Source organism: Helicobacter sp. T3_23-1056, from assembly GCF_053654535.1.
Window position 1 is genome coordinate 58,895 of record NZ_JBSIUU010000001.1, and the last position, 26,163, is coordinate 85,057.

General features: G+C 39.1%; 26 protein-coding genes. 15 read left to right on the top strand and 11 right to left on the bottom strand.

Annotated elements, in window-relative coordinates; genetic code table 11:
* Nucleotides 1–13 precede the first annotated feature (13 nt).
* Both ACWIUO_RS00275 and nusA read right to left on the bottom strand, forming a co-directional pair.
* Nucleotides 14–1,861, bottom strand: coding sequence for a TIGR00725 family protein (locus ACWIUO_RS00275; protein ID WP_454175950.1), 1,848 nt, complete (start codon nt 1,859–1,861; stop codon nt 14–16).
* 122 nt (nt 1,862–1,983) lie between these two features.
* Entirely contained in the window at nt 1,984–3,303 is a 1,320-nt protein-coding gene (gene nusA, locus ACWIUO_RS00280) for a transcription termination factor NusA (protein WP_454175951.1), read from the bottom strand.
* 181 nt (nt 3,304–3,484) lie between these two features.
* Between nusA and ACWIUO_RS00285 the strand changes: the two genes are divergently transcribed.
* From ACWIUO_RS00285 to ACWIUO_RS00325, 9 genes are all read left to right on the top strand, one after another.
* On the top strand, nt 3,485–3,781 hold the full coding sequence (locus tag ACWIUO_RS00285; RefSeq protein ID WP_454175952.1) for an HP0268 family nuclease: 297 nt from the start codon (nt 3,485–3,487) through the stop codon (nt 3,779–3,781).
* Nucleotides 3,782–3,892: 111 nt separating this feature from the next.
* Nucleotides 3,893–5,215 carry a tRNA (N6-isopentenyl adenosine(37)-C2)-methylthiotransferase MiaB gene (gene miaB, locus ACWIUO_RS00290; protein ID WP_454175953.1) on the top strand — a complete coding sequence of 441 codons (1,323 nt, stop codon included), beginning with the start codon at nt 3,893–3,895 and terminating at the stop codon, nt 5,213–5,215.
* A 255-nt stretch (nt 5,216–5,470) separates the two neighbouring features.
* Nucleotides 5,471–5,917 (top strand): preprotein translocase subunit SecG, encoded by a 447-nt coding sequence (secG, locus tag ACWIUO_RS00295; RefSeq protein ID WP_454175954.1) that lies wholly within the window; start codon nt 5,471–5,473, stop codon nt 5,915–5,917.
* Nucleotides 5,917–6,474 (top strand): ribosome recycling factor, encoded by a 558-nt coding sequence (gene frr / locus ACWIUO_RS00300; RefSeq protein ID WP_454175955.1) that lies wholly within the window; start codon nt 5,917–5,919, stop codon nt 6,472–6,474. Before secG ends, frr begins: the two co-directional genes overlap by 1 nt.
* Before the next feature lie 103 nt (nt 6,475–6,577).
* The gene (gene pyrE / locus ACWIUO_RS00305; RefSeq protein WP_454175956.1) at nt 6,578–7,195 is read left to right on the top strand and encodes an orotate phosphoribosyltransferase; all 618 of its coding nucleotides are present in this window, start codon (nt 6,578–6,580) and stop codon (nt 7,193–7,195) included.
* Between the two features lie 36 nt (nt 7,196–7,231).
* Nucleotides 7,232–7,957 (top strand): hypothetical protein, encoded by a 726-nt coding sequence (locus tag ACWIUO_RS00310; RefSeq protein ID WP_454175957.1) that lies wholly within the window; start codon nt 7,232–7,234, stop codon nt 7,955–7,957.
* Between the two features lie 225 nt (nt 7,958–8,182).
* A complete protein-coding gene (gene xseB, locus ACWIUO_RS00315; RefSeq protein ID WP_454175958.1) occupies nt 8,183–8,386 on the top strand; it encodes an exodeoxyribonuclease VII small subunit in 204 nt (67 codons plus the stop codon).
* A 69-nt stretch (nt 8,387–8,455) separates the two neighbouring features.
* Nucleotides 8,456–9,358, top strand: a complete 903-nt coding sequence (locus tag ACWIUO_RS00320) for a carbon-nitrogen hydrolase family protein (RefSeq protein WP_454175959.1) — start codon at nt 8,456–8,458, stop codon at nt 9,356–9,358.
* An 89-nt stretch (nt 9,359–9,447) separates the two neighbouring features.
* Nucleotides 9,448–9,795 carry a hypothetical protein gene (locus tag ACWIUO_RS00325; protein ID WP_454175960.1) on the top strand — a complete coding sequence of 116 codons (348 nt, stop codon included), beginning with the start codon at nt 9,448–9,450 and terminating at the stop codon, nt 9,793–9,795.
* 88 nt (nt 9,796–9,883) lie between these two features.
* Here the strand turns inward: ACWIUO_RS00325 and ACWIUO_RS00330 are convergent, their stop codons facing one another.
* From ACWIUO_RS00330 to hypA, 9 genes are all read right to left on the bottom strand, one after another.
* A complete protein-coding gene (locus tag ACWIUO_RS00330) occupies nt 9,884–10,111 on the bottom strand; it encodes a hypothetical protein (protein WP_454175961.1) in 228 nt (75 codons plus the stop codon).
* Between the two features lie 117 nt (nt 10,112–10,228).
* On the bottom strand, nt 10,229–11,485 hold the full coding sequence (locus ACWIUO_RS00335) for an RAMP superfamily CRISPR-associated protein (protein WP_454175962.1): 1,257 nt from the start codon (nt 11,483–11,485) through the stop codon (nt 10,229–10,231).
* Nucleotides 11,478–11,924, bottom strand: a complete 447-nt coding sequence (locus tag ACWIUO_RS00340) for a TIGR04423 family type III CRISPR-associated protein (RefSeq protein WP_454175963.1) — start codon at nt 11,922–11,924, stop codon at nt 11,478–11,480. Before ACWIUO_RS00340 ends, ACWIUO_RS00335 begins: the two co-directional genes overlap by 8 nt.
* On the bottom strand, nt 11,921–13,339 hold the full coding sequence (locus ACWIUO_RS00345; protein WP_454175964.1) for an RAMP superfamily CRISPR-associated protein: 1,419 nt from the start codon (nt 13,337–13,339) through the stop codon (nt 11,921–11,923). Before ACWIUO_RS00345 ends, ACWIUO_RS00340 begins: the two co-directional genes overlap by 4 nt.
* Before the next feature lie 12 nt (nt 13,340–13,351).
* On the bottom strand, nt 13,352–14,830 hold the full coding sequence (locus tag ACWIUO_RS00350) for a hypothetical protein (protein ID WP_454175965.1): 1,479 nt from the start codon (nt 14,828–14,830) through the stop codon (nt 13,352–13,354).
* Between the two features lie 12 nt (nt 14,831–14,842).
* Complete coding sequence (locus ACWIUO_RS00355) at nt 14,843–15,424, bottom strand: RAMP superfamily CRISPR-associated protein (protein WP_454175966.1); 582 nt, start codon at nt 15,422–15,424, stop codon at nt 14,843–14,845.
* On the bottom strand, nt 15,421–16,878 hold the full coding sequence (locus ACWIUO_RS00360) for a Cas10/Cmr2 second palm domain-containing protein (RefSeq protein WP_454175967.1): 1,458 nt from the start codon (nt 16,876–16,878) through the stop codon (nt 15,421–15,423). The genes ACWIUO_RS00355 and ACWIUO_RS00360 overlap by 4 nt, the downstream gene beginning before the upstream one ends.
* Before the next feature lie 165 nt (nt 16,879–17,043).
* On the bottom strand, nt 17,044–17,850 hold the full coding sequence (mua, locus tag ACWIUO_RS00365; protein ID WP_454175968.1) for a nickel-binding protein Mua: 807 nt from the start codon (nt 17,848–17,850) through the stop codon (nt 17,044–17,046).
* Nucleotides 17,851–17,860: 10 nt separating this feature from the next.
* A complete protein-coding gene (hypA, locus tag ACWIUO_RS00370; protein ID WP_454175969.1) occupies nt 17,861–18,223 on the bottom strand; it encodes a hydrogenase/urease nickel incorporation protein HypA in 363 nt (120 codons plus the stop codon).
* 203 nt (nt 18,224–18,426) lie between these two features.
* Between hypA and ispG the strand changes: the two genes are divergently transcribed.
* The 6 genes from ispG (at nt 18,427) to ACWIUO_RS00400 (ending at nt 26,159) form a co-directional block, all read left to right on the top strand.
* Entirely contained in the window at nt 18,427–19,587 is a 1,161-nt protein-coding gene (ispG, locus tag ACWIUO_RS00375) for a flavodoxin-dependent (E)-4-hydroxy-3-methylbut-2-enyl-diphosphate synthase (RefSeq protein ID WP_454175970.1), read from the top strand.
* 219 nt (nt 19,588–19,806) lie between these two features.
* Nucleotides 19,807–20,244 (top strand): 50S ribosomal protein L13, encoded by a 438-nt coding sequence (gene rplM / locus ACWIUO_RS00380; protein WP_454176105.1) that lies wholly within the window; start codon nt 19,807–19,809, stop codon nt 20,242–20,244.
* 11 nt (nt 20,245–20,255) lie between these two features.
* A complete protein-coding gene (rpsI, locus tag ACWIUO_RS00385) occupies nt 20,256–20,651 on the top strand; it encodes a 30S ribosomal protein S9 (protein WP_454173103.1) in 396 nt (131 codons plus the stop codon).
* A gap of 156 nt (nt 20,652–20,807) precedes the next feature.
* A complete protein-coding gene (gene pheS / locus ACWIUO_RS00390) occupies nt 20,808–21,809 on the top strand; it encodes a phenylalanine--tRNA ligase subunit alpha (RefSeq protein ID WP_454175971.1) in 1,002 nt (333 codons plus the stop codon).
* 9 nt (nt 21,810–21,818) lie between these two features.
* A complete protein-coding gene (gene ytpR, locus ACWIUO_RS00395) occupies nt 21,819–24,512 on the top strand; it encodes a YtpR family tRNA-binding protein (protein ID WP_454175972.1) in 2,694 nt (897 codons plus the stop codon).
* Nucleotides 24,513–24,536: 24 nt separating this feature from the next.
* A complete protein-coding gene (locus ACWIUO_RS00400; RefSeq protein WP_454175973.1) occupies nt 24,537–26,159 on the top strand; it encodes a 3-phosphoshikimate 1-carboxyvinyltransferase in 1,623 nt (540 codons plus the stop codon).
* Nucleotides 26,160–26,163 lie beyond the last annotated feature (4 nt).

The following is a 26,163-nucleotide window of genomic DNA, read 5'->3' on the forward strand; positions in this document are numbered from 1 at the left end:
TTAGAATAGAATATTATTTATTTTTTACCAAATCGAATATCATAAAATCCGAATTTATTATTTTATAATGATTGGCTTTAAAATCTCCGCTTTGAATTATATTTTTTATTTTCAAATTATATCTTTTAAATAAATCTTCATAAAATCCCAAAGGTCTATGAATATCCTCTCTTTTTCTACCGCTACTAAATATTTGTTTATTAAACGAACGAGCGGAACTATAATAAAATTTTTTATCGTCTATTAAACGATTTTGTATATTTGAAACGGAGTTATTAAATAACGGATTGCATATAACTATCAGTATATGTTCTTTACTCAAACCGCATAAATCTTGCATAATTCCGTCTATTATTTTTAATCTTTCTTTTTCATTTTTAGCCAAAGGATGACATAACACAAGAGAACAAAGAACGGAATCGAACTTTTTATTTTCATTTATTAACTTTTCTATATCCTTATGATTACTGCTACAATATTCTATCTTGTTATAATTTTCTTTATATTTTTTAACGATATTGTCGTCAATATCATAAGCATAAACTTTTCTTTTCAATATTTTTTGTATATTGGCGGATATTTTTCCCGCTCCGCTTCCATAGTCAAATATAGTTTTAATATCTTTTCGATTTTTATAAAATTCTATTATTAGATTTCTTTGAACGACAAATTTTCCAATATTATTCTTAAAAGAACGGAATTCTTCTTTAAGCGAACGGACATTTAAAAAATTCTCTAACGGTTCAAAATTTTCCTTATCTTTTAGAGGAGTTAAATATTCTCTAGTATCGGCTATTTCATTCAAATGATATTGTAATTTATATATGGCGAATATTTTTCTACACATGCTCTCAAAATTTTCATCAGTAAATGGCATCATACTAGAACCTATATCGCATATAAACAATTTGCCATCGCTATTGCATAATAAATTTTTAGGATGCATATTCGTATGAACTACTCCAGCAAAATAATATTGAGTAAGCAATTCTTGATAATCTTCTTTTGTAAAATTATATATTTTCACGGCATCTACAAAATCTATGCTACGGTCATATTTATAATGTAAAATTAAATCTTCATTTTCATAAATTACATCAAAAGGATACGGAATATAAGGCATATCTTTTAATCTTTCGGATACATATTTACAGATAAAAAATAATTTTATCTTAATTTTTTTGATGAAAATTTTATAAACTCTTTTATAATCCGTAAATACAAATCCTTCGTTTCCTCTACCTAAAAACCTTAAAGAATTTTTATTTATACCGCAATACGAAGAAATTTTTTCTAAAGCGTCATTTTGAGACATAACATTTGAAATTCCTTTAAATTTATTTTTATCGTAATACGCTATTTTTGATTCTAAAATATTTAACGCTTCTTTAACCGAATTCGCTTTATATATTTTATCCTCTCTTCTATCGTCAAGCGAAGTATTAGCTAATTTTCCTCCCCATCCAAAATCTCCCAAAGCTATTATAAGTTTATTCATTTGCCAAGCGAGAGAAATTTCATTTAGAGTCCCAGCTCCTCCGCCTATTACTATCACGGCATCCGATACGCTAATTAAAGATATATTTCTTCCGACATCAAAACCTATCGGCAAAGCTATATCTATATAATCATTTGCTATGTTTTTATCATAATTTGGAATGATGCCTATTATAGAACATTCTTTATAATTAGCGGAATCTCTAGCGCCTTTTGAAACGGCTTCCATTATTCCGCCAAGTCCTCCGTTGGCGAGAATATAACCAGAATCGATTATGGATTTTCCCAATTTGTAAGCGAGGTTATATGTTTCTTTCGGCGCTTTATCCGAATTTGCATATCCTACGACTGATATTATATACATAATTCCATATTTCTATTGTGGTTTTGGAGGCTTTGTGTGTCTTGCGGATTTTGTGGCATTTTTGTTCCTTTTTATAATTTTTTTGGCTTTGCGATACGCCTAAATCACAAAATCTATCTACTCTATTTTTTAAATAGCGATTCTATCGCGTCTTTGCCGACTTTTTGAGGCTCTTCTTCGTTTGGATTTTGCTCATTTTGCGTATTTTGCGTATTTTGGGATTCGTTATTTTCGGGGGTGGATTGTGCTTTGGGGGTAGATTGTGTAGATTTTGCCTCGTTAGATTCTGCGTCTTGTGTTTGTGTCGATTCTTGCGGGGCGTTTTGTGAGGCTTCTTTGGTGATTTCTTCTAGCTCTATGTCATAGCCTGTTAGCATACACGCTAGGCGGATATTTATCCCGCTTTTGCCGATAGCTTTGCTTTTTTGGTCTGTGGCGATTAGGACTTTTGCTTTTGGGCGTTTTTCTTTATTTTCTTGCGTAGGGGCTTCATCGCTAGGTTCTTGCTTTGCCTCGCTTGGCGATATTTTCACGCCCAAAATCTGCGCAGGCGACAACGCCCTAGCGATAAACATTTCAGGCACTTCGCTATACTCTATGCAGTCGATATTTTCGCCATTTAGCTCCCTGCTTACAGCGTTTATACGCACGCCTTTTGTGCCGACAGTCGCACCTATGGGGTCGATTCTAGGGTTTGTGGTAAAAAGGGCTACTTTCGCCCTATCGCCCGGGATTCTAGCACTTTTGTGGATTAGCACTTCGCCATCTTTGATTTCTGGGACTTCGTTTTCTAGCAATGCTTCTAGCATCTTGGGCGTGGTGCGCGAAATCTCTAGCGCAACGCCGTCTTTTTGAAACTTCACACTTCGCAAAATCCCGCTTACCGTGTCATTTACATTAAATTTCTCGCCTTTTATGCGATTTTTTAGAGGCAAAATAGCGCGCACTTCGCTAGCGGATTCTCTTATCTCGATATGCGTATTTTGAGCATCATCTATGGCGATGACTTGCCCGCGCACGATTTTGCCCTGCATAGCCTTTAGCGTGGTGTAGAGTTGGTTATCAATCGTTTTTTGGATATTAAACCCCAAATCCGCAAAAAGCGCATTTACCGCATTTCTGCTCATATTTTCTAGGCTTATTTCATAGTGGATTTCATCATTTAGAGATATATCTGGTGCGCTTTGTCTAGCTTTTGATATGGTGATAAAATTTTGAGAATCTTTATCTGCCCTCTCATCATCATCATCGCACACCACCACTGCGTGGATTAGCTTAAAATCGCGCTCTTTTTCGTCCTCTTCGATTATGTAGTTTAGCTCCTCGCCAAATTGCTTTTTTGCAGTTTTTATAATCGTGTCTTTTACGACTTGAGAGACGCTCGCAGGCTCAAGCCCCCGCTCGTGCGCAATAAGCTCGATAATGTCTAAAATCTTTTCCATTTTTGCTTCCTTTGATGTGTCTTTTTGATTTTCTTAAAGATTCTAAGAAGTTGTAGCCAAATCTTATAAAGATTTATAAGTCTGTGAAGTAAGTCCTGTTAGGAAATTTTGTGATTATAACAAAAATTTAAGGCAAATTCGTTACAATAGCGCAAAAATTCCACCACAAAAGGAGCTACAAATGGAGCTAAAACTTGCAGCAATGGACTTAGAATCAAAAGAGGGCAAACCCCTAACACAAATCAAAAATGAGATAAAAAGCGAAGTCAAAAACCAAAAAATCATCGTAGAGGATTTGATAAAAGAGCTAGAATCAACAGAGGGAATGCGGGTTTTGTATTTTGATAAAAGTTGCAAAGACAAGGACTTAAAAAAGGCAAAATCCCTCATAGAAGCCAAAGGAAAATCCGTCTATATGGGCGAAGTGCGATATGGGCTAGATAGCGCGGATATGATTTATGAGTTTCGCATAGTGTGAGATTTTATCCTTAGCGCGTTTGCATTGCTACTTGCACGCTAGAAATGCAAAATCTACTTTGAAGCACAAAAATATCGCAAAACCACCAAAGAACACAACCAAAGAACACAAATGAAACTTTTTATCCAAACGCTTGGCTGTGCGATGAATGAGCGCGATAGCGAGCATATCATAGCCGAGCTAGAATCAAAAGAGGGCTACACACTCACAAATGAGCCAAAAGAAGCGGATTTGATTTTGATAAATACCTGCTCTGTGCGCGAAAAGCCAGAACGCAGGCTTTTTTCTGAAATCGGGCAATACACCCAAATAAAGAAAAAAAACGCCAAAATAGGAATCTGTGGTTGCACGGCAAGCCATTTAGGGGAGCAAATCATCAAAAAAGCCCCGAGTGTGAATTTTGTGCTAGGGGCGCGAAATATCTCTAAAATCACGCAGGTTATCCACCAAGACAAAGCCGTAGAAGTCGCGCTTGATTATGATGATAGTTTGTATGCGTTTGAGAGTGTGAGAAAAAGTCGCATAAAAGCCTTGCTAAATATTTCTATCGGCTGTGATAAATCCTGCGCATATTGCATAGTCCCACACACGCGGGGTAAAGAGATTTCTATCCCGCCAGATTTGCTGCTAAAAGAGGCACAAAAGCTAGCCCAAAATGGCGTAAAAGAGATTTTATTACTGGGGCAAAATGTCAATAATTATGGCGTTAGATTTTCTAGCGAGCTAAAATCCGCATACAAAGATATAAATTTCCCCAAACTTTTGCGACTGCTTAGCGAGGTAGATGGGATAGAGCGTATTAGATTTACTTCGCCTCACCCGTTGCATTTTGATGATGAGTTTATAGATGAGTTTGCAAACAACAAAAAAATCTGCAAATCTATCCATATCCCCCTGCAAAGTGGCTCTAGCGCGGTGCTAAAAAAAATGCGGCGAGGCTACACAAAAGAATGGTATCTAAAACGCACCCTAAAAATGCGCGCCCTTTTGCCAGAGCTAACCATTAGCACGGATATTATCGTGGGATTTCCAAGTGAGAGTGAGGAGGATTTCGCTAGCACACTAGAGGTGCTAGAACAAGTGCGATTTGATACGATGTATAGCTTTATCTACTCGCCTCGCCCGCATACGCTAGCGCATTCGTGGGGGGCAAAAGATGCCGTGCCAAAAGAGGTGGCGCAAAATCGTTTAAGCAGGTTGCAAAATCGCCATAGAGAGATTTTGCACGAAATCGCCCAAAATGAAGTAGGCAAAATCTATGAAGTGCTAGTCGAAAACACTTATGCCGATGAAAAGCAGGTATTTAGCGAGGGTAGAAGCGATAATAATCGGCTTTTGCATTTGCAAGGTGCGAAGCTAAATATCGGGGATTTTGTGCGCGTGCGTGTCTGCAAAAATGAGGGCGGAAGCCTATATGGAGAGGTTTTGGGATAGATTTTGTGTGGATTTTGCGTTTGTGTGGGTTTTGCGTTGGGTAGATTTTATAAAAACTACATTGTATTTTTATGTATTTTTTATGATTTTGCGCGACATAAAATCCATTTTCATTATGTCGCTACCTTGACTTATTAGCTACGAAGTTTTCTTAAACAAAATCATATAAATTTATGTTAAAATTGCCACTTTGTTTGCTTGCGTAAGATTTTACAAATCTAATCAAAATCCAAAATCTAAAAAAAGGAGTGTGCTATGAGCACGGTTTTTGTTGTTATTGAGATTATTTTATCTATCGTGATTGTGGGCGTAGTCCTACTTCAAAAATCCTCAAATCTCGGACTTGGCGTATATAGCGGGAGCAATGAATCATTATTTGGCGCAAAAGGTCCTGCGGGATTTTTGGCAAAATTTACAATGTTTTTGGGGTTGTTATTTCTAGCAAATACGATATTTTTGGGCTATCAGTTTAACGCCCAGCAAGAAAAATCCGTCTTTGACAAAGAAAAAGAATCCACTGCCAAAACCACCACACCTCTAAATGCTCCACTTAATGCACCTCTAAATTCCCCGCTAAACTCGCCTCTTAGCCCATCTCTAAACGCACCACTAGAATCTAGCACTCCAAATAAATCTACAAATAATCCCTCAAATAATTCCACAAATAATTCTCCACAAAATAACGCGCAAGGAGGCAAGTAATGACACAGGAGATTTTAGCCCACACACGCGAATATATGGAAAAATCGCTAGAATCTTTGCGACGAGATTTTGCCACGCTTCGTAGCGGTAGGGTATCTGTAAATATTTTGGATAATATTCGCATAGATTATTATGACACGCCAACCCCGCTAAATCAAGTAGGCTCTGTCATCGCCCAAGACGCCACCACAATCGTAATAACCCCGTGGGAAAAAACACTGCTAAAAGACATAGAAAAAGCTATCCAAGAGGCAAATATCGGTGTAAATCCAAATAGTGATAGCGATAGTGTGAAGCTATTTTTCCCGCCGATGACGCAAGAGCAGAGAAAAGCCATCGCCAAAGAGGCAAAAGCTATGGGCGAAAAAGCAAAAGTCGCAGTGCGAAATATCCGCCAAGATAGCAACAACCACATAAAAAAACTAGAAAAAGACAAGCAAATCACCGAAGATGAAAGCAAAAAAGCGCAAGATAGTATCCAAAAAATCACCGATGAAATGACAAAAAAAATCGATGAAATGGTATCTCACAAAGAAGAAGAGGTAATGAAAGTATAAAATCTTACGCCACTTTTTTGACTACTCAAACATAAATCACGCCCAAATCAGCGATAAATAAAGCGCGAAACGGAAAAAAACAAAAAAAACTAAGGATAAATCTATGTCGCTAAATATCCCACAAATCTACAAAGACGCAAAAGCATTATTGCAAGGGCATTTTTTGCTTAGCAGTGGCAACCACTCCACGCACTACCTCCAATCCGCCCGTGTGCTAGAAAATCCACAAAACGCACAGATTTTGGCAAACGCCCTAGCCACGCAAATCAAAGAAGCAAATATCATAGTCGATAGTGTCTGCTCTCCTGCGTTGGGTGGGATTTTAGCAGGATATGAGCTAGCGCGTGCGCTTGGTGTGCGGTTTATTTTTACCGAGCGTGTAGATGGGGAGATGCAGCTCCGCAGGGGGTTTGAAGTGGCAAAGGGAGAGAGATTTATTATTTGTGAAGATATTATTACCACAGGGGGTTCTGCGCTAGAATCTGCTAGGTGCATAGAATTTCTAGGCGGTAAAATCCTAGCGTATGCAGGGCTAGCAAATCGCGGATATTGCGTCCGTGTGGGCTCTAGCTTGCACAAAAAGCCAGAGTGTCGCTTGCCAGATAATATCCCGCTTTTTGCGCTAGAGGATTTTGTGTTTGATATGTATGAGCCAAAATCTTGCCCAATGTGTGCGCAAAATCTAGGCAAGGCAATCAAACCGGGTTCGCGTGGCAACTAGCAAAATCCACATACAAAATCTAACACAAAAATCTATATGCCAGCCCATAAAACCTCCAAATCCACGCAAGCCACGCAAAAAAAGCTTGCTAAAAATCGCGCTTCAAGCCCGCTATCTAGGCTTATCTCCACACCAAATCAAACCTCTAATCAAAATTTAACCACAAAATCAAATATGGATTCTAGTAAAGATAGTAGCAAAGATAGTAGCCAAAATCCTAGCCCTGCTTTGATAAAATCAAAGCTAGATTTTCTCTCTTTGCTTGCCAAAAATCTTTTTATTACGCGCAGGCTAAAAGCATTTATCACGGATATGTTTATGCTTTATACGCCGATTTTATACATTGCCACTTATGCTGTGCTAGGCAGTGCGGAGGCGTTTCGCGCTAGTCAGTTTAGCATTTTTGTGTGTTTTATGATTTATGCGATGATTTATGCGATATTTATCGCTATTTGCGGGCAAACCCCCGGACTAAAATACGCCAATCTAAAACTAATCTACTTGCCAACAAATAATCAAAAATCTACAAAATCTAAAAATCTAGATTCTAAAAATTTGTTAGATTCTACTAAGTCAAATCCTACTCCAAATTTTATTACGCGCTTTTTTATTGCATTTGTGCGCGTGGTGTTATGGGCTTTGGGAGTGGCATTTGTGTTTGGGATTTTATCCCCACTTTTTACGCGCTCGCGCGATTTTTTTTATGATTCACTCACTTCCACGCAAATCATTAGCATAAACCCGCACCATATCAAAATCTAAAATCCGCCCTAGATTTTAAAAAATCAAAACCTAACGCTAAAATCTAGCGATAAAAATGGATATTTTATCGTTGCTTAACGATTTTCTAAGTTTGATTATCGTATCATTCTTGCTTTATTTTGGCTTAAAAATACAAATTTTACACACCACTTTTCGTAACCCATAGGCATTGTATCTCACAAAATCATAACCAAGCTAAAACTAGCTTAGAAAAAAGGAGTATAAATGGAGCATTTTGAGGACAAAATCCAAAAAACAAAAGAGATTTTAAACAAGCTAAATGCGGAGGATTTGAGCCTAAAACAAAGCCTAGAGCTATACAAAATAGGAATGCAAGAAATAAAACAAGCCCAAGAAATGCTAGAAAAAGCACAAATGCAATATGAAGAGATAAAAAACGCCCTAGAATCTAAGCAAGAACAAAGCTAGACAAAATCTAATCACGCAAGACTTTGCAACGCTAGCAAGACACAAAGATTTTAGCACAAAAGGAGTTTTATGAAAGTAACGATTTTCCAGCAAGATACGCTAGGGCTAAATGACGCACGATTTGCGCTATTTTGCTACAAACTAGAAAAAGACACGCTCGTGCTTTTGCCCGAATACACGCTAAATCCGTTTTTTTTGGAACTAAAATCGATGAAAATAAAGCAAGTCATCGCCCAGACAAACGCCCAAGTGCGATTCCTCTCTGCCCTCTCTATGCGATATAATATCCACTTTGTAGCCCCTATCGTGCGGTGCGTAAATCGCAAATTTTACAAAGAGATTATCTACATTAGCCCGCAAAATGCAAAAATTTTTCACAATTCCCTGCAAGAAAAACTAGGCATAAAAGCACCAACTAGCATAAACATAGCAGAATCAAACACGCTAGAATCTAATGCAACCATAAATATCGATGCTTGCTTAAAAATATACCCCATATATCGCCAACAACGGCTTATTGATTATAGGCATTGGAATGAAGCGAAATTTTTTCGCAACCACAACACCAAAATGCTAAAAAAGCCCTTTATTTTTGAATACAAGGGGTTTAATATCGCCGTGCTGTTTGGCTTTGAAGTGCATTTTGATGAAATGTGGCTAAGTATGAAAAAAAGCGGCGTAGATATGGTGCTACTACCTTGCGCAAATACTTTTGATTCTATCGCTAGGTGGCGCGAGCTATGCAAAGTGCGGGCTTTTCTAAATGGCTGTGTAGTCATTCGGGCAAATCGCGTGGGCAAAGCTGTGGCAAATGACAATGAATGGATATTTTATGGCGATAGTTTTATCGCTATGCCAAATGGCGAAATAATCGATAATTTGCGCGACAAAGAAGCAATGCTATCCCTAGAAATCCAAAAAAGCAAGATTTTAGAAATGGCTCGCGAATGGGGATTTAGAAAGAATTTTTAATGTAGTTTTTAGGCAAAAATTTTAAGCAAATATGCAAACTTGCTTTTGCTAGTTATCTATTGCTTTGCCTCTTTTCTATTGCAATTCTATTGCAATGTAGCAAATCCCAAAATCTTTTTAGATACTTAAATCTTATCCCTAAGTCTTACGATAAGTCATTATCACAGGCTTTATTACAGGCTAGAGGCAAGCAAGGCAATAAAAACATAGCACAAAATATACATTCCAACAAAGATTTTCCACAGATTCTCGCAGATTGCCACAAATTATCACAGATTACACAGATTCTCGCGCAAAATCTTTTGCGAACACTCTTTTTACTCGCAATGATGGCAACTTTTTCCGTCATTGCGAGCGTTGCAACGCAACGCGTGGCAATCTATAATTCCACCACTTCCGTCATTGCCAAGAATCTGCAACTTTGTCAAAAAGCCTAGATTCGTGGCAATCCGATAAAAAATCCATCGTCATTGCAAGCAAAAAGAGCGTAAGCGAATTTTTGCGTGGCAATCTATATCACCAAAATCACAAAATATGTTTTTTTGAATTTGTAAAGTGTAGATTGCCACGCAAGTCTTGCAACTTGCTCGCAATGACGATTTGCTTAAGCAGTGGAGTTGTGCCACGCAAGTCTTGTGTTTTGCTCGCAATGACGGAAGCAAAATCCTTGTCCGCAATGTCGGCGATGGAATCTAAAGACACCCATCCCCTAGCCCCCTCCGCAAAGGGAGGGGGTTTTAGATTGCCGCGCAAAATGTTACTTTTTACAAAATCGCATTTGCTCGCAATACTCGCAATGACGGATACAAAAACTTTGCTTGTAATATAAAATCTTTGCTTGCAATGAAAGATAAAAATATGCTAAAAATATTATTTCTTTTTAATGTGTAAAAAGGCATTGCTAATCAAGCCAAAACCTTTGTCATTTTTGTCTTTAATGGTTTTTGCGGTGCTGTCTTCATCGTCATTTTGTGCGTGTGAATGGTGCGAATCGCGTGTGAAATTTTTATGGTGCGCATTTTGATTAGCGTGATTTGGGTTGGATTCGCGTGGTGTGGGGTGTGGATTTTGCGAATTATTGCTTTGTAAAAAATCTTGCTTTTTGCTTACTTTGCGTAAATCATTTATGCGCGAATCTAACTCAAAATCCGTTTTTGCCAAAAGATTTTTATATGCCTCTATGCACTCGCGCTGTAAAGATTCGCTAATACCATTTAGTTTGATTTGCGTATCGCCGTAGCCGTAGAATTTCGCCCCGCCAAATTTGTAATATTTGCCTTTGTCGCTATCAAGCGCACTCAAGCAGAGCAAGACTAAGCCTAGTTCTGCTTTGGTTAGATTAAAATAGCGCAATTTGCCGACAAACTCCGTGCCTGCGCCTAGTGGGGAGATAATAGAGCTATGTTCATCTTTGTTTTTTACATTTTCCTTGCTAATATTTTTCAAGGGCGTGTAAAATTTAAAACCATTTTCCTTGCAAAATTCAGGCAAAGGTTTATTCTCTTTCCTTGCTTCTTTTACAGGGTCTAATATTTTGTAGATAGGATTACCATAAAGTGCTTTGCGTGGATTTGTAGTGATAAAATGCGAAAAACTAATGCGCGATTTTAGCGCGAAATGCTTGTCCTTATTTGCGATAATATGTCCAAAGATTCGTTCTGTCATATCTAATCTAGTTTCTTTGCCTTTGTCAAAATTATGTCTAGTATGCTTTGTAACTTTGCCATTTTTATCTATATATTTTTCTGGCGTTTCTGTTTGAAATTTGCCAAAGCTAAGCACTTGTGAAATAGTGCGAATCACGCCACGCACGCTAGAACCGCTTAGGGCGTATTTATCGCCGATTTTAAAAAACGCTTTTGGGGTTTTGTTGTCGGCATTTTTGCCCTCAAATCCACCTGTGAAAATATCGCTTTTTGCGATGATTGCAACCTCTAAAATCCCGCTTTGAGAATCGCTAAATGGCTTTTCAAAGCTGATTTTATCATCTGCGACTTCGCCAAAATCTTGGGGATAAAAAACTTTATCATTGGGCGGGATAAAATCATAAGGCGGTGGATTTTTGCGCCCTTTTGGCTTTGCGTTTTGTTTGCTTTGATTGCCGTAATTTCCATAATTTCTACCCATTTTCGCCCCCTTTTGTAGAATCTATATTTTTCTCAAATCCCGCAAATACGCTAAATTTGTGTGTCAAAACAGGCAGATTTTCACACACTTCATCGCACACTTCCTCCCAAATCTGCGCAATTCTTGCTGCCTTGCCATTTATGGCTATGAAATTTTCAAAATCTATGTGCGGATAGTCATTTAGGCAAAATCGCTTAAATAAAAAGCCGTTGTTTATGTGGCGAATGCAAATGCACTCATTTGTCCCCGCGCAAAATAGCCCAGCTTCTACGATAAAATTTCGCTCATTGTGAAGCAAATCAAAGCTAGGCAAGATTTGGGGCGAATCTATCAAACACTCTTTAATCTCTTTGTCGCTCATTAAAATATAGCCCTCAAATTTGTTGTTTTCACTTTGCAACGCGCTAAATTGCGCTTTTAGTTCATCAAAATTTTTCATATTTTTTCTCCATTTTGTGCGTTTAAACACACGCCATTTTTTTCTAAGTCTCCGCTAAAAAATCCGTGTCCTTTGCTACTTGCCGCACCAAGTGGCAAAAGGCTAGTGCAAATGTCTTTTAGGGCGCATTCAAATGATTGTATCGCTTTGTCAAAAAAATCCTTTTGATTTGAAACTTGAAAATCCGCGCTATGATTTGGCGTATTTGCCACAAAAATATCTAATTTAAACGCGGGGCTTGTGTTTGCCCTCTCTTGAAACAACGCCCCATCAATCGTCCCACCTGTAAATCTATCTATGCTATTGTGTGCAAAAAGGTGCGAATCTTTGTTTTCATCAAAATCCAAATACATATCACTTATTAGGATTTTGCCCTTTGTGGCTTGGGATTTGGTGGATTTATCGCTAGATTCTGCACTGCCAAAAAGTGTAGCGTGGATTTGTGTGGCTTTGTTGTTTAGTTCGCTATTTTGGTTAGATTCTGCGGCTATAAAATTCCCTAAATCTTTGTTGATATAAAAGCGCGTTCTTTGGGACAGCGCACCTTTTATGCTACTAGCGGGGATTAGTAGTTTGCGCTCACTTAAATCGCCCTTGTCATAATCGATGATTTTTTCGCTCACACCGATACTATCAGCTTCTTTGTCGCCAAATCCAGCACCAAACAAAAATACGCTTTCAGCTCTTAGATTTAGCGTGTAATGCGTGAAATTTTTTGTAGATAACGCACTAGAATCGGGCGTGAAAGTTTTGGATAGAGTTTCATTTAGCGAAGCGGATTTGCTAAATGGCGTTTGCAAAAACTCATAAGTGATTTTGTGCGCTTTGATTTTGCCAAAGCCCTTTGTGCTACCTGCTCCAAAGCGGATATTTGGCGAATAAAAAAGGCTTAAAATCTTAAAAAACGCTTCTTTGTCGCTATTGTTTTGGCTGCCCTCACTTTGACAATCCATAGAAACAGCGCATTTAAAGCGTGTGCCTTTAAAAATGACTTCTTCATCAAACTTTGCGCCATCCTTGCAAGAACCATTATAATCTATTGCGTTGTGTTGCCTTTGTGGGAGATTAAGAAAATGCGATAAAAATTTGGATTTTGTAAGTTTGCTAAATGGGATTAGATTTTCACTCACGCACATTTTTTCGTCCAAAAGCAAAGCATTTGAAAAGATAAGTCGTGAATTTTGATTATCATCTTTCTTTGCACAGCCAAAGAGCGAATCCAACTCATTTTTATTAAAAATCCCTTTTGCATTTGCTTTAATCACGCCACAAATGCTAGTGCCCAAAATAATAGGCAATCCATTAAAGTCTCGCTGAATAGGGCTATCATAAAGCATATCAAAATCCCCACTGCCAAAGTGAAGCGCAGAATCTGCCTCCAAAATGATATGTGCTAAAATTGTCTTTTTACTCATTTTTCACCCCCTTTATTTTTGTGTTGATTCTGCATTTTGTGCTTTATTGTTTGCTTTTGGCATACGCGTAGCAAGCAAAGCAAAGGCATCTTTGTCGTGCTTACTTACAAAATTTTCTAACACCTCTCGCCCATCGCTCCATTTTTCTTTTAATCGCTCTTCATTTATGTATTCTTTGATATGTTCTGCTAATTTATCCTCATCTACCATTTGCGTAAATGCTCGAATGCTTCCCCATTGTGCGTTTGTAACCTTAATAAATTTATCTTTGTTATCTGCAATAAAATTATCTACGGCGTTTGCGTTCTCAACTTCGTGTGTTTGCAAGTCGCGCAAATCGCTTAAATACGCGATTAAATCGCTATCTTTTTGCAAATCTTGTGCGATAAAATCTTGCGTAGCAAAATCACTAACAAAATCGATTTTGCCATCTTGCAACGCAAATGATTTTGCACCCTGCCCGTGCATTAAAAAGTTAGGATTTATTAGCATTTCGCCATAACCCTCGCTTAAAAATCCACCTGCGAAAAATCTACCATTTTTTAGCTTTGCTTTATCGCTCTCACTTAGATTTGTAAGCGTGATAACGCTACCTTGCGAAATGCTTAGCCTTGCGCTATCTTTTGCTTTGCGTTTTTGATTGTAGGGCGTGTGGATTTGGGTTTGCAAATGTGTTTTGTGCCATAAGATTTGTGCGGATTCTAGCCCTAAATTCTGCGCATTTAGGCTAAAAGTAGGCATTGCAGTATCATTATCAAAAAGTGCCAAAGGGGAAGCGACATAGAGAAAAACTTCGTTTGAATCGCTATGTGAATCTGTATTTAGAACGCTATGCGAATCTGCGGGAATCTCGCTAAAATCCTCCATAACTTCGATTTTTACCTCGCCGTATTCAGCATTTTTAGATTTGCCGATAAAGTGCAATCCTTGCAAAATCTGTGTGATTTTATCGATTGTATCTTTTTCTACGCTACTATCAAATCTCACGCAAAAGCCAAACTCCGCGCCTTTTGTGATGGATTCATAGCCAAACATTGAATTATTTCCGTCATTATCCTTTGCGTGGAGATTGACTTTTTGTGTGTAGTTTGTCGCTAAATTAGCTATTTGCAAATCCGCATTTATGTAGCTAACGCGAATCTGTTTTAGCTGCTTTTTTTGCAACGCTTCACTGCCTAAATCACAAAATAGCGCGTTATAAACTTCGCTAGAATTTTTTTGCGTAGTTTTTTGCATTGCTTCTTTTGGGCGAAAAAAGCAAAGTGGGGTTTTGTATGCGATTTTGCCATTGATAAATGGCTTTGCCTCACCAAATCGCACTGCACCGCTATGAAAAATATCAAAAGGCTTTGCAAAATCATCATAATGCTTTGCTACGATGCCCAAAAACACCGCACCACTGATACAATCTCTACTTTGATTTTTGCCCTGCGTGTTTGCACTTTTTTGTAAAACAATGTCGCTTAAAAGTGTGAGTTTAAAAAATCTCATTTTTATCCCCCTTTAATGCGTAGAATCCGCGCTAGGATTTGCGCTTACAATCTCTAGCCGTCCTAATCCCCTATTGCGATTTAGCCCCATTGATTTTAGGGATTTGAGTAGATTTTGCATAGATTCTACATAGTTTGATGGGACATTGTGGATTGTTCCATAAAGGCTTATAGGTTTTACTACTTCGATTTCACGCAGTGAGCCCTCTTTTGCACTGCCGTAACGCTCATCAATCGCAGTGGAGGCGATTTTGGCATATAAAAAATGCGTTAGATTTTGTGCTTTTAGCTCTTTTTTGGTGGATTGGCTTAAAATCGCATTGCTAAAATGACAAGCCCCAGCATTTGGTGCGCGATTTTTTTGCACTTCCTCACCAAAGCAAGATTCTACAAAATCGCTTAAAAAATGCTCTTTGTTTGCAACTGCAACCTCCCTCAAAACGCCTTTTAGGCTTTTAGCAGGGACAAAGGGGAATCCATCACTATCTTTTATCGCGCTATTGTCAAATCGCACCCCACCGCTTAGACCACTGCTTAAATGCCAAAAATCTAAAAATGTGATTTTGTAGTGGATAACTTCACTATTTTTGCTCATTTTGCTCCCCCTTGTGTGCTTTGCGTGTTTGAAATAATGCTGATAATGTCAAAAATTGGCGTTTTTTCTATGCCGTCTTTTTGCACTATAAGATTTTTTAGGCACAAATCTTTATGCAGGGCTTGAAATTTTGCTAGATTTTGCTCGCTAAAATCCGCGTAGATTTTAGCGATTTGTTGCAGTTCGTTGTTAGCTAAATTGCGATTAGATTCTAATATGCTTAGCCATTGCCTAAGTCGCGTAGTAGGCGCGTCTTTTTTAGATTCTTGGGAGCGAAAAATCTCTACTAAATTTAGCAGATTTTCTATTGTTGGAGTAGAGTCGTTGATTTGTCGCAAAAAATACGCACCAAAATCTAAACGCACAGGCTTAGAATCCATTTGATTTGCACCCAAAGTTAGCTCATTTTTGACAAACGCACTAAAACTTCGCACCGCAGAGCTTTGGATATTGTGAAACATTATCGAAGAGGGCGGATTTTTGACATTTATGGTTTTTGAATCGCTTTTAGCACGGGCGCACAAATCTTTGGCAAGTTTTAGGGCGTAGTGGATAGGATATTTGTGGTTAAAAAATGCGATTCCTGCGCAAGCGGTTAGATTTTTGCCCTCATAAATATCTTGCGTGGCGTTTTCAAAATGCGCTAAAAAGTTTTTGGCAAAATCTAGCGCAATATCCGCATTGCAAACCACTACCAAATCATCGCCACCGCAAATCACTTCGCGGATTTTGAAGCTATCGTTGTTGGCTAGATTTTGTTTTATGGATTCACAGGCTTTTTTAAGCGCGTCTTTTGTGGCAGAATCTAGCTTATATGAAAAATCTTTCATTTCATCTTTGCCTAAATTTCGCACGATTGCGCCTAGTGCGTTGCCATCGGCATAAAGCAGAGCGATTTTGTTTTTGGCATTTTTTAGTTGGGCTAGTTCGTTTATAGAATTTGGGTGTTCTTTGTTAAATGTTTCAAAACTTTGTAGTTTTTGTAGCGTGGATTTATCGCTATCACTGCTTACAAGTGGCAAAGCGGTTTTTGGATTGTGCTTTAAAATGCAGTGCGAAAAATCAAGCGGAAATGTGATTTTATTTCGTGCGATTTTTAGGCGCGATTCTAGAGTGGCATTTGCGCTTTTATAATCGCTGTCATATTTTACTACCGCTTGTGCGATTTGAAGTCCATAGGATTGTTTTGTGATTAGTTTTGGCAAATATTTGATGACATTTTGCAAATCTGCTTCATTATCAAAAATAGAGCGAAAATTCCCCGCATTTGATAAAATCACTTCGGGGTTTTTGGATAGATTTACGCCATTTTCTTGCAAAAAATTCTGTAAATTCTGTCCTAAACTATCAATTTTCTTTATCAGCTCACTTGCTCCGATAATCTCACGCAATGCGTTTGTGCGAAAGATAAAATCCTGCAACCCAATCGCGCTAAATCCATAAAGATACGCCACTTTTTCACTCCTTTAAGTTTTTGTTTTAAGCAAGACACGATATTACAAAAAAAAAAAAATCAATAGCCAACAAGCGTTTTTGCGCTTCTAATACGAAATCAAAGCAAAGTCTATTTAATCGTTTCGATTCTAAGTCGCTTTGCGTAAAAAAATCCACGCCATTTGTCATTTTTTCTTATCGATTCTTGCCCTTTTTTCTTTTTGAGCTTTTAGCATTTGTTTAAACTCGCTTATGTCTTCTTGCGTAGCGATAAAATCCCCTTTAAAATCAATAATCTCGCTAGATTTTTTCTCTTTTAGCCCTGTTTGGTTGTTTGCTTTATTGTTAGATTCTTTATTGCCATCAAAAAGCGTTTCGATTTTGGCTTTTTTTGTCGCTTCTTTTGGCTCGTTTGCGCTCATTCCCTCTAGCACTAGCTCGGCATAAAAATCGCGCAATTCAATACTTAATCGTTTGTTTTCTAGCTCTAGCTCGGTAAGCTGCATTTTTAAGATATGGTTTTCTTTTAGCTCTACGCGATATTTTTTGTATATGTCTTCGCCAAATAGTTTTTGGGCTGGTTTTGCTTTTGCCACAGAGCCGTCTTTTAGGTAGATTTGCACGCTTTTTAGGGCGGCGGGGAGTAGCTTTTGGCGTGAGTTTAGGACTTCTTTTTGCTCGGCTTTGACTTCGCTTTTTGCTTGCTCGACTTTTAGCTCTTGGGTTAGCTGTTTTATGTCCTCTTCTAATCGTTGTTTTTTAGATTCTAAATCCTCTATGGTATGTTTGCCATCTGCTAGCTCTTTTCGCAAATCTTTTAACTCATCTTGATAAGTCAAAATCTCTTGTTTATAGCTTTTGATTTCCTCTGCTAGCTCATCTTTTTTGCGCCCGATAAAGCCACGCATATCCCAGCTGTCTTTTATATCTTGTAGATTTTCATTTTCCGCACGCCTTAGGACTTCTTTTATGATTTCTTTTTCTAGCTCCATTTATGCTCCTTTAAGTTTTTTGATTTTCTAGCATATTTAGTCGTATGAGCATTATATCACGGCCTTTTATGATTTCTACTTGCGTGCTAGAGCAGTGATGGCACTTGCTGTATTGCATCTGTTTTGCGCTTGTTTGTTTGCCACATTTGGCACATTCTAGGACTACTTCTTGCCTCTCTATGATGAGTTTTGCACCGCTACATATTATGCTTTCCATCGCAAATGTATCAAACGCGTTTTTTAATAGCGTCATTTCTACGCCACTTCGTTCCCCCACGCTGATAGTGATTTCATCGATTTTGTAGGCTCTATTTTGGATAGCGATTTCTTCGCATTGCTCTATGAGCGCGGATATGATGGAGTATTCGTGCATTTGTCCTCTTTTTTAATTTTTGGTAGTTGGCTTTTTAAGCAAAAATAAAATCTGCTTAAAAAAATGCTAGATTTTAGCACATTTTCGCATAATTTCACATTTATAGATTTTGGCTACAATGCAAGGTTTATTTTAACCAAGTTTGATTTTAGCAAGTTTGATTTTCGTAGAATTATTTGCAAAATCTAAAAAAGGAAACACCAATGCCAACAAAATCTAAAACAACCTCTAGCACAAAAAATAGCCTAGCAAAAAATCCTGCCACCACTTCTGCCACTACTTCTAGCACCTTGCCTGCTCGCTATCCCACAAAGCAGATTTTTGTGGGGAAAGTAGCCATAGGAGGAGGCGCGCCAATCTCTGTGCAAAGTATGACTTTCTCAAAAACCAAAGACATAAAATCCACCAAAGAGCAGCTTGATAGACTAGCCCTAGCGGGTGCGGACATCGTGCGCGTAGCGGTGCACGACCTAAAAGACGCAAACGCCCTAAAAGAGCTAAAATCTATCTCGCCACTGCCACTTATCGCTGATATTCATTTCCGCTATGAATACGCGCTTATCGCCGCTCAAAGCGTGGATTGCATACGCATAAATCCGGGAAATATCGGTAGCAAAGAAAAAATACAAGCCGTAGCCAAAGCCTGCAATGAAGCGCAAATCCCCATAAGAATCGGCGTAAATGGCGGGAGCTTGGAGAAAGAATTTGACATAAAATACGGCGCGACCCCCAAAGGAATGGTAGAATCCGCGCTTTATAATATTAAATTGCTAGAGGATTTTGGGTTTAGCAATATCAAAATCTCTCTAAAAGCAAGCGATGTGGAGCGCACGATGAGCGCGTATAGAATGCTCCGTCCGCTTGTGGAGTATCCCTTTCATTTGGGCGTTACCGAAGCTGGGACGATGTTTCACTCCACGATAAAATCCTCTATGGCATTAGGGGGGCTACTTATGGAGGGCATAGGCGATACGATGCGCTGCTCTATCACAGGCGAGCTAGAAAACGAAATCGCCCTAGCGCGCGCTATCTTGCGATATAGCGGGCGACAAAAGCAAGGAATCACTATCATTTCTTGCCCGACTTGTGGGCGGATAGAAGCAAATCTAGTGGATATGATAAAAGCCGTAGAATCTCGCATAAGCCATATCAAAACCCCTATGCAAGTAAGCGTGATGGGCTGTGCGGTAAATGCGCTAGGGGAGGCAAAGCACGCTGATATTGCCATAGCGTTTGGCAACAAAAGCGGAATGATAATCAAAAAAGGGGAGATTCTAAAAAAACTCCCCGAATCGCAGTTGCTAGAGGAATTTGTAGCAGAAGTGGAGAATCTAGCACAAGAAATGCAGTCGCAAGAAGTCTAAATTGTAAGGAAGTCTAAATTGTAAGAAGTCTAAAATTTGATTGCCAAAATCTACGAAAACAAAATCTAAAATAAGCGCAAAAAAGCACTTTTGCAAAAAACCTTAAATTTTGCATAATTTAAGCATTACTTAAGCAAAAAAAGCTATAATTCTGCCTTTGTAACTTTTGAAGTCATAAAGGACATTGCAATGGCAAATAAAACCAACAAAACAGACAAAATGACAAAATCGCTAAAATCAAGCGAAGTAAAAGCAGAGTGGCATTTGCTTGACGCAAAAGACAAGACTTTTGGGCGACTTATCACACAAATCGCCACACTTTTGCGTGGCAAGCACAAGCCATCATTTACGCCAAATGTGGATTGTGGGGATTTCGTAGTAGTGGTAAATGCCACAAAAGTCGCATTTTCTGGGCTAAAACTCCAAGATAAAGAGTATTTTACGCATTCTGGTTATTTTGGTAGCACTAAGTCTAAAACCTTGCAAGAAATGCTAGAAAAAAGCCCACAAAAGCTATACTACCTAGCCGTGCGAGGTATGCTCCCTAAGACAAAATTAGGACGAGCAATGATAAAAAAACTAAAAGTCTATGCGGGGGAAGACCACCCACACACAGCCCAAATCGCTAGCACAAAAAGCGCAAATAAAAGCAAGTAGAAAGGAAAAAAATGGCAACAAAAAAAATCTATGCAACAGGCAAAAGAAAAACCGCAATCGCTAAAGTATGGCTAAAATCTGGTAGTGGCAAGCTAAAAGTCAATGGAATAACGCTAGATATGTGGCTAGGCGGACACGAAGCGATAAAGAAAAAAGTCCTCCAACCCCTAGTGCTAACCAAGCAAGAAAAATCAGTAGATATTGAGGCAAATACCTTTGGTGGTGGCTACTCTGCGCAAGCAGAAGCCCTAAGGCACGGGATTTCTAAGGCGTTAAATTCCTATGATATTGCATTTAGAGCGGTTTTGAAGCCAAAAGGCTTGCTTACACGCGATTCACGCGTAGTCGAGCGCAAAAAATACGGCAAACGCAAAGCACGCAGAAGCCCACAATTCTCTAAGAGATAATATTTTTTGGAGGGGGTTTTAGTTTTTGGTGCTTTATTTGGTTTTTTAAATAATGTTTTGAGAGGGGGATTTAGAAATACGCTAAAAAGCTGATTTGGTCGCTAAAAAGCTGATTTAAGGGGTTAAAATTTAAGGGCTAATTCTAAGGGAGTATAAATGTCGATTTTAGACAAATCGTTTTTAGACAAGATTCAAAGATCTAAATCATTGCAAGAGTTAGAAAAACTACGCGTAGAGATTCTTGGCAAAAAAGGTATTTTGACAGCGCAATTTGCGCTATTGCGTGAGCTAAGCCAAGAGGAAAAAAAACAAAAAGCAAAAGAGCTAAACGAGCTAAAAGACACATTTGAATCGCTATATCTAGCAAAAAAATCCACCCTAGAATCCGCCAAACTACACTCTGCGCTAGAAAAAGAAAAAATCGATGTAAGCCTTTTTAACGCGACTAAACACAGAAGTGTAGGACACCCCATAAACTACACAAAAGACAAAATTATCCATTATTTCGTAAGTATGGGATATGAGCTATGCGAGGGACCATTAGTAGAAGATGATTTTCATAATTTTACCGCGCTAAACTTGCCAAAATACCACCCCGCAAGGGAAATGCAAGATACTTTTTATTTCAACGATTCTAAGCTACTTCGCACACATACTTCTCCCGTGCAAGTCCGCACTATGCTAGCCCAAAAGCCACCTATCAAAATGATTTGTCCGGGCGCGACTTTTAGGCGGGATTATGATTTGACACATTCGCCTATGTTTCATCAAGTAGAGGGGCTTTTAGTCGATGAGGTAGGCAAAGTGAGTTTTGCGCATCTTAAATATGTGCTAGAAAACTTTTTGAAATTTATGTTTGGCGAAGTGAGAGTGCGATTTCGCTCATCATTTTTTCCATTTACAGAGCCTAGCGCAGAAGTGGATATTTCGTGTGTGTTTTGCGGTGGGGAGGGCTGTCGCGTATGCTCGCATAGTGGCTGGCTAGAAGTGCTTGGTTGCGGGCTTGTAAATGACAATGTATTCAAAGCCGTAGGATATGAAAATGTGAGTGGATATGCCTTTGGTATGGGGATTGAGAGGCTTTGTATGCTAAGTCTTGGGATTAGCGATATGCGAAGTTTGTATGAAAATGATTTGGCATTGTTAGAGCAGTTTTAGGGGTTTGTAATGATTATTTCTACCTATCTTTTATCGCAATTTATCGATTTAGAGGGGCGTGATATTGAGCAAATTGCTAAGATTTTAAATGACATTGGAATCGAAGTAGAAAAAATATGGCGTTTGCAAGTATCAAAGCGCGTAGTCGTAGGCAAAGTAGTCGCCAAATCCCCTCACCCAAACGCCGATAAACTAAGCGTATGTCAAGTCGATATAGGTAACCAAACTCTCCAAATCGTATGTGGTGCGAAAAATGTAGAGCAAAATCAGTTTGTAGCCCTTGCCTTAGAGGGCGCAAAACTCCCTCCAAAAGATGAAAAAAGCGCGTTTTTTGAAATCAAACAAAGCAATCTTAGAGGCGTAACTAGCTATGGTATGATTTGCTCATCTAGCGAGCTTGGACTATGCAAGGTAAATGATGGGATTATGGTGCTAGATTCTAGCGTGGGCGAGCTAGAATTAGGCAGGGAGCTAAGCGATTATCCGTTTTTTAATCAATATTTTTTAGAAATCTCTCTAACCCCAAATCGTGGCGATTGCTTGTCCGTGCTAGGTGTGGCAAGAGAGCTAGCAAGCGTATTTGATAGCTATGTATCATTGCCAAAAGAGAGGGAAAACGCCATAGCACTAGGGCTAGGCAGGGTGCTAAACACCACTGCAAAATGCAATATCGATTCTATCTTGCTTTACAAAGTCGCCAAAATCGAGCATATTTACCCCTCCATCATCGAAGAAATCGCCCTAGCTTATAATGGCTTACTTACCAAAAATACCCTAGAAAATCACAAACTTTTCACTACCTTTATGACAGGCGTGCTACTTGATATTTATGCGATTCCTTGCGATAGCGCATTGCCCGCGATGCTAAAGGTGCAAAAAGATGAAAAAGGCTTTGAGTGCGTATATGACAGAGATGACAACAAACTCTTCGTCATAGGCGTAAAAAGCTATGCCAAAACAGATGATTTTAAAAAAATACAATCCCAAGAGTCAAATAAAGAATCAAACAAACAATCTAATGAAAAATCTACCCAAAATCCTAACGACCTCAACCAATCTACCCAAAACCTACCCACACAATCTACCCCAAACGCTAGCCAAGATATTAGCCAAGAAGCTAGCAAGATTGCAAACCAAGATTTTGCTAGCAAAAAATATCAGCGCGAGGAATATGAGATAGATTCTAGCGATGAGGGGGAATTTTTTGAAGACGATTTAGAATCTAGTCAAAAAGAAGCTGATGATTCACTGCTTGTGGTGATACAGGCTAGTTTTTTATCCCCCCATATCATTTCCCAAAATCTTTTCTCACACAAAATCGCCCAAGACAAAGCCACCACCTATCGCTCCACGCGTGGGGCAAATCCACAGCTATTTGTCGGTATGAATTTCTTTTGTGAGATTTTGCATACCCGCGCAGATTGTCTCATCTACTCGGGCTACCAAGAGCTAGAAATGCAAGAGGTAAAAGATAGGATTGTCATTAGCGCGTCATTTGAAGCCATCAGCCAAGCCATAGGCAAATCTGTCTCAAAAGAGCAAATCGCACAGATTCTAAAACAGCTAGATTTTCGGCTTGAGGCAAATGGTGAGGCGGATATTTTTCGTATCATTCCTCCAGCTTATCGCCACGATATTCACACCCAGCAAGACATCACAGAGGAATTTTTGCGCGTCTATGGTATCAAAAACATCGAGCCAAAACCCTACACAGGTATCCAGCCAAAAGCCTACACGCCAACGCTCCATTGCTATCTAAACAAGCGCGATTTGGCTAAAAGAGCTTTAGCAAATGGATTTTATGAATGTATCCATTTTTTGTTCGCCCAAAAAAGTGTCTTGCAAGAGTGGGGCTATGAAGTGCTAGATTCTGCCCTAGAGCTTAGCAATCCCATAACCACCGAGCTAGACACGCTTAGAAGTAGCCTTATCCCATCGCTTTTTGAGAGCATCAAGCGCAACCAAAATCTAGGCTACAAAAATATGAGATTGTTTGAAATCGGCGCAGTTTATGACGCAAAAAGGGAGCAAAAAGAGCATTTTGGGATTGTGGCAAGTGGGCTAGAGCGGGGAGAATCCTACCCCAACCCCAAAGGAAAAAAATGGGATTTTTATAGTTTTTGTGAAGTGTTATCCCATATTTTAGGGGATTTTAGGCTAGAAAAGCCAAGTGAGATTCCGCCTCAAGCACACCCGCATATTTGCGCAGAGATTTTTATCCCAACGCAAAATGTTAGTGGGCAAGATTTTGATACGCAAGATTCTAGCGATATTGCAAACTCCCAAAATCAAGCCCAACAAAAATGGCAAAAAATCGGCATAGTCGCAAAGCTAAACCCAGCACTTCAAGCAAGACTAGAAATCGCTGATAGCTTTTTTGCCGAAATCTATGAAATCCCATATCTAAATCCAGCCAAAGCCATTCCCACTTCGCGCTTGCACGAAAATGAGCGCGACATAACGGTGCTAATCAACAAAGACATTCCTTTTAGCAAAATCCAAAATGCGATTTTAAGCGCGGGCATAGAGCATCTTAGCAGGGCTTATCCGCTAGATATTTACGAAAAAGATGGCTTTGCGCTTACTATTCGCCTAGTTTTCACGCCCACAGATTCTAGCCTTAGCGAAGATGAGCTAGGCAAAAGGGTGCAAGCGGTGCTAGAAGTGCTAGATTCTAGCTTTGGTGCGAAGCTAAAACAATAGCTACAAAATCTAAAATCACAAATTATGATACGCATTTCCCCTCAAAAATCATCATTTTGTTTGGAGCTAGATTCTATCGCGCCAGATAAATCCATCTCGCATAGAAGTGCGATGTTTGCCCTGCTTTGTGATAAACCAAGCATAGTTTATAATTATTTGCAAGCCCAAGATACGCTAGATACGCTAAATATCGCTAAGATATTAGGATTAAGCGTAAAATCTAGCATAGATTCTAATGGCAAAATAATGCTAAAACTAACCCCGCCAAAAGAGTTTATAGAGCCAAATTGCGTGCTTGATTGTGGCAATGCAGGGACTGCTATGAGGCTATATATCGGGCTTTTAGCAGGGCTTGCAGGGAGTCAAAAATATCATCACAGCCAAAAAAGCAACAAAAAAAATGGCAAAAATATAAACGATTTTGGCACAAATAGCGCAGAATCTGTGATTAGTCAAAATTCAAGCGGATTTTACTCCGTGCTAAGCGGGGATAGATACCTATGCGCTCGCCCGATGAATCGCGTGATAAAGCCACTGCAAAACATAGGCGCGACTATTTTTAGCCGAAGCGGTGGGCTAGCCCCGCTTAGCATTATTTCAAAGCAGCTAGATGGCTTTAGCTACACTAGCGAAGTGGCAAGTGCGCAGGTAAAATCCGCGATGATTCTCTCCGCCCTACACGCAAAAAGTAGTAGCACATATATCGAGCCAAGTCTAACGCGCGCGCACACAGAGAGTATGCTACTAGGAATGAACGCCCCCATAAAAATAGAAAATCTAAACGACACAAATGCCAACAAAAATCCAAACAAACAAAATCTAACAACGCAAAATCTAGGCAAACAAAGTCTAGCCAAACAAAACCCAGCCACACAAAGCGTAGAAACGCAAAATCTAAGCGGACGCAAAATCCACATTTCCCCGCTTGAGAGGGCTTTAGAGCCACTAGATTTTAGTGTGCCTTGCGACCCATCAAGTGCGTTTTATTTCGCCCTAGCCACTGCTATCACGCCAAATAGCGAAATCTTGCTAAAAAATGTCGCGCTAAATCCCACGCGCATAGAAGCCTACAAAGTGCTAGAAAAAATGGGCGCAAAAGTGCGCTATGAAAATGTAAAAACCAAGTATGAGGAAGTAGGCGATATATATGTCGCTAGCGGGAATCTAGCGGGGGTAAAAGTAGAGGAAAATATCGCGTGGCTTATCGATGAATTGCCAGCCCTTAGCATCGCTATGGCATTAGCAAATGGGGTAAGCGAGGTAAAAAACGCAAAAGAATTGCGTGTGAAAGAAAGCGATAGAATCAAAGCAGTTTTGTCTAATCTAAATGCGCTTGGCGTAGAATATGAAGAAAAAGACGATGGCTATGTAATCTATGGCGGAGGATTTTTTCGCCACGCAAAGAAGCTAGAATCTAGTAGCGATTTTGCCCTAGATTCTAGCAGGATAAAATCTAATAATAAAAAATCTAGCCAAACAAACAAAATCCCACAAATACACTCTTTTGGCGACCACAGAATCGCTATGAGCTTTGCGATTGCGGGGATTATCACGCCATTGCAAATCGATGATGAATCCTGCATCAATATTTCTTTCCCAAATTTTTTGCAGATTTTATCCCAAATCGCAAATATCACAACGACTTAAAAAG

What these genes read in the sequence shown, in the direction of transcription:
- ACWIUO_RS00275 (WP_454175950.1), bottom strand. Translation starts at nt 1,861, where the DNA reads ATGTATATAATATCAGTCGTAGGATATGCAAATTCGGATAAAGCGCCG.
- nusA (WP_454175951.1), bottom strand. Translation starts at nt 3,303, where the DNA reads ATGGAAAAGATTTTAGACATTATCGAGCTTATTGCGCACGAGCGGGGG.
- ACWIUO_RS00285 (WP_454175952.1), top strand. Translation starts at nt 3,485, where the DNA reads ATGGAGCTAAAACTTGCAGCAATGGACTTAGAATCAAAAGAGGGCAAA.
- miaB (WP_454175953.1), top strand. Translation starts at nt 3,893, where the DNA reads ATGAAACTTTTTATCCAAACGCTTGGCTGTGCGATGAATGAGCGCGAT.
- secG (WP_454175954.1), top strand. Translation starts at nt 5,471, where the DNA reads ATGAGCACGGTTTTTGTTGTTATTGAGATTATTTTATCTATCGTGATT.
- frr (WP_454175955.1), top strand. Translation starts at nt 5,917, where the DNA reads ATGACACAGGAGATTTTAGCCCACACACGCGAATATATGGAAAAATCG.
- pyrE (WP_454175956.1), top strand. Translation starts at nt 6,578, where the DNA reads ATGTCGCTAAATATCCCACAAATCTACAAAGACGCAAAAGCATTATTG.
- ACWIUO_RS00310 (WP_454175957.1), top strand. Translation starts at nt 7,232, where the DNA reads ATGCCAGCCCATAAAACCTCCAAATCCACGCAAGCCACGCAAAAAAAG.
- xseB (WP_454175958.1), top strand. Translation starts at nt 8,183, where the DNA reads ATGGAGCATTTTGAGGACAAAATCCAAAAAACAAAAGAGATTTTAAAC.
- ACWIUO_RS00320 (WP_454175959.1), top strand. Translation starts at nt 8,456, where the DNA reads ATGAAAGTAACGATTTTCCAGCAAGATACGCTAGGGCTAAATGACGCA.
- ACWIUO_RS00335 (WP_454175962.1), bottom strand. Translation starts at nt 11,485, where the DNA reads ATGGGTAGAAATTATGGAAATTACGGCAATCAAAGCAAACAAAACGCA.
- ACWIUO_RS00340 (WP_454175963.1), bottom strand. Translation starts at nt 11,924, where the DNA reads ATGAAAAATTTTGATGAACTAAAAGCGCAATTTAGCGCGTTGCAAAGT.
- ACWIUO_RS00345 (WP_454175964.1), bottom strand. Translation starts at nt 13,339, where the DNA reads ATGAGTAAAAAGACAATTTTAGCACATATCATTTTGGAGGCAGATTCT.
- ACWIUO_RS00350 (WP_454175965.1), bottom strand. Translation starts at nt 14,830, where the DNA reads ATGAGATTTTTTAAACTCACACTTTTAAGCGACATTGTTTTACAAAAA.
- ACWIUO_RS00355 (WP_454175966.1), bottom strand. Translation starts at nt 15,424, where the DNA reads ATGAGCAAAAATAGTGAAGTTATCCACTACAAAATCACATTTTTAGAT.
- mua (WP_454175968.1), bottom strand. Translation starts at nt 17,850, where the DNA reads ATGGAGCTAGAAAAAGAAATCATAAAAGAAGTCCTAAGGCGTGCGGAA.
- hypA (WP_454175969.1), bottom strand. Translation starts at nt 18,223, where the DNA reads ATGCACGAATACTCCATCATATCCGCGCTCATAGAGCAATGCGAAGAA.
- ispG (WP_454175970.1), top strand. Translation starts at nt 18,427, where the DNA reads ATGCCAACAAAATCTAAAACAACCTCTAGCACAAAAAATAGCCTAGCA.
- rplM (WP_454176105.1), top strand. Translation starts at nt 19,807, where the DNA reads ATGACAAAATCGCTAAAATCAAGCGAAGTAAAAGCAGAGTGGCATTTG.
- rpsI (WP_454173103.1), top strand. Translation starts at nt 20,256, where the DNA reads ATGGCAACAAAAAAAATCTATGCAACAGGCAAAAGAAAAACCGCAATC.
- pheS (WP_454175971.1), top strand. Translation starts at nt 20,808, where the DNA reads ATGTCGATTTTAGACAAATCGTTTTTAGACAAGATTCAAAGATCTAAA.
- ytpR (WP_454175972.1), top strand. Translation starts at nt 21,819, where the DNA reads ATGATTATTTCTACCTATCTTTTATCGCAATTTATCGATTTAGAGGGG.
- ACWIUO_RS00400 (WP_454175973.1), top strand. Translation starts at nt 24,537, where the DNA reads ATGATACGCATTTCCCCTCAAAAATCATCATTTTGTTTGGAGCTAGAT.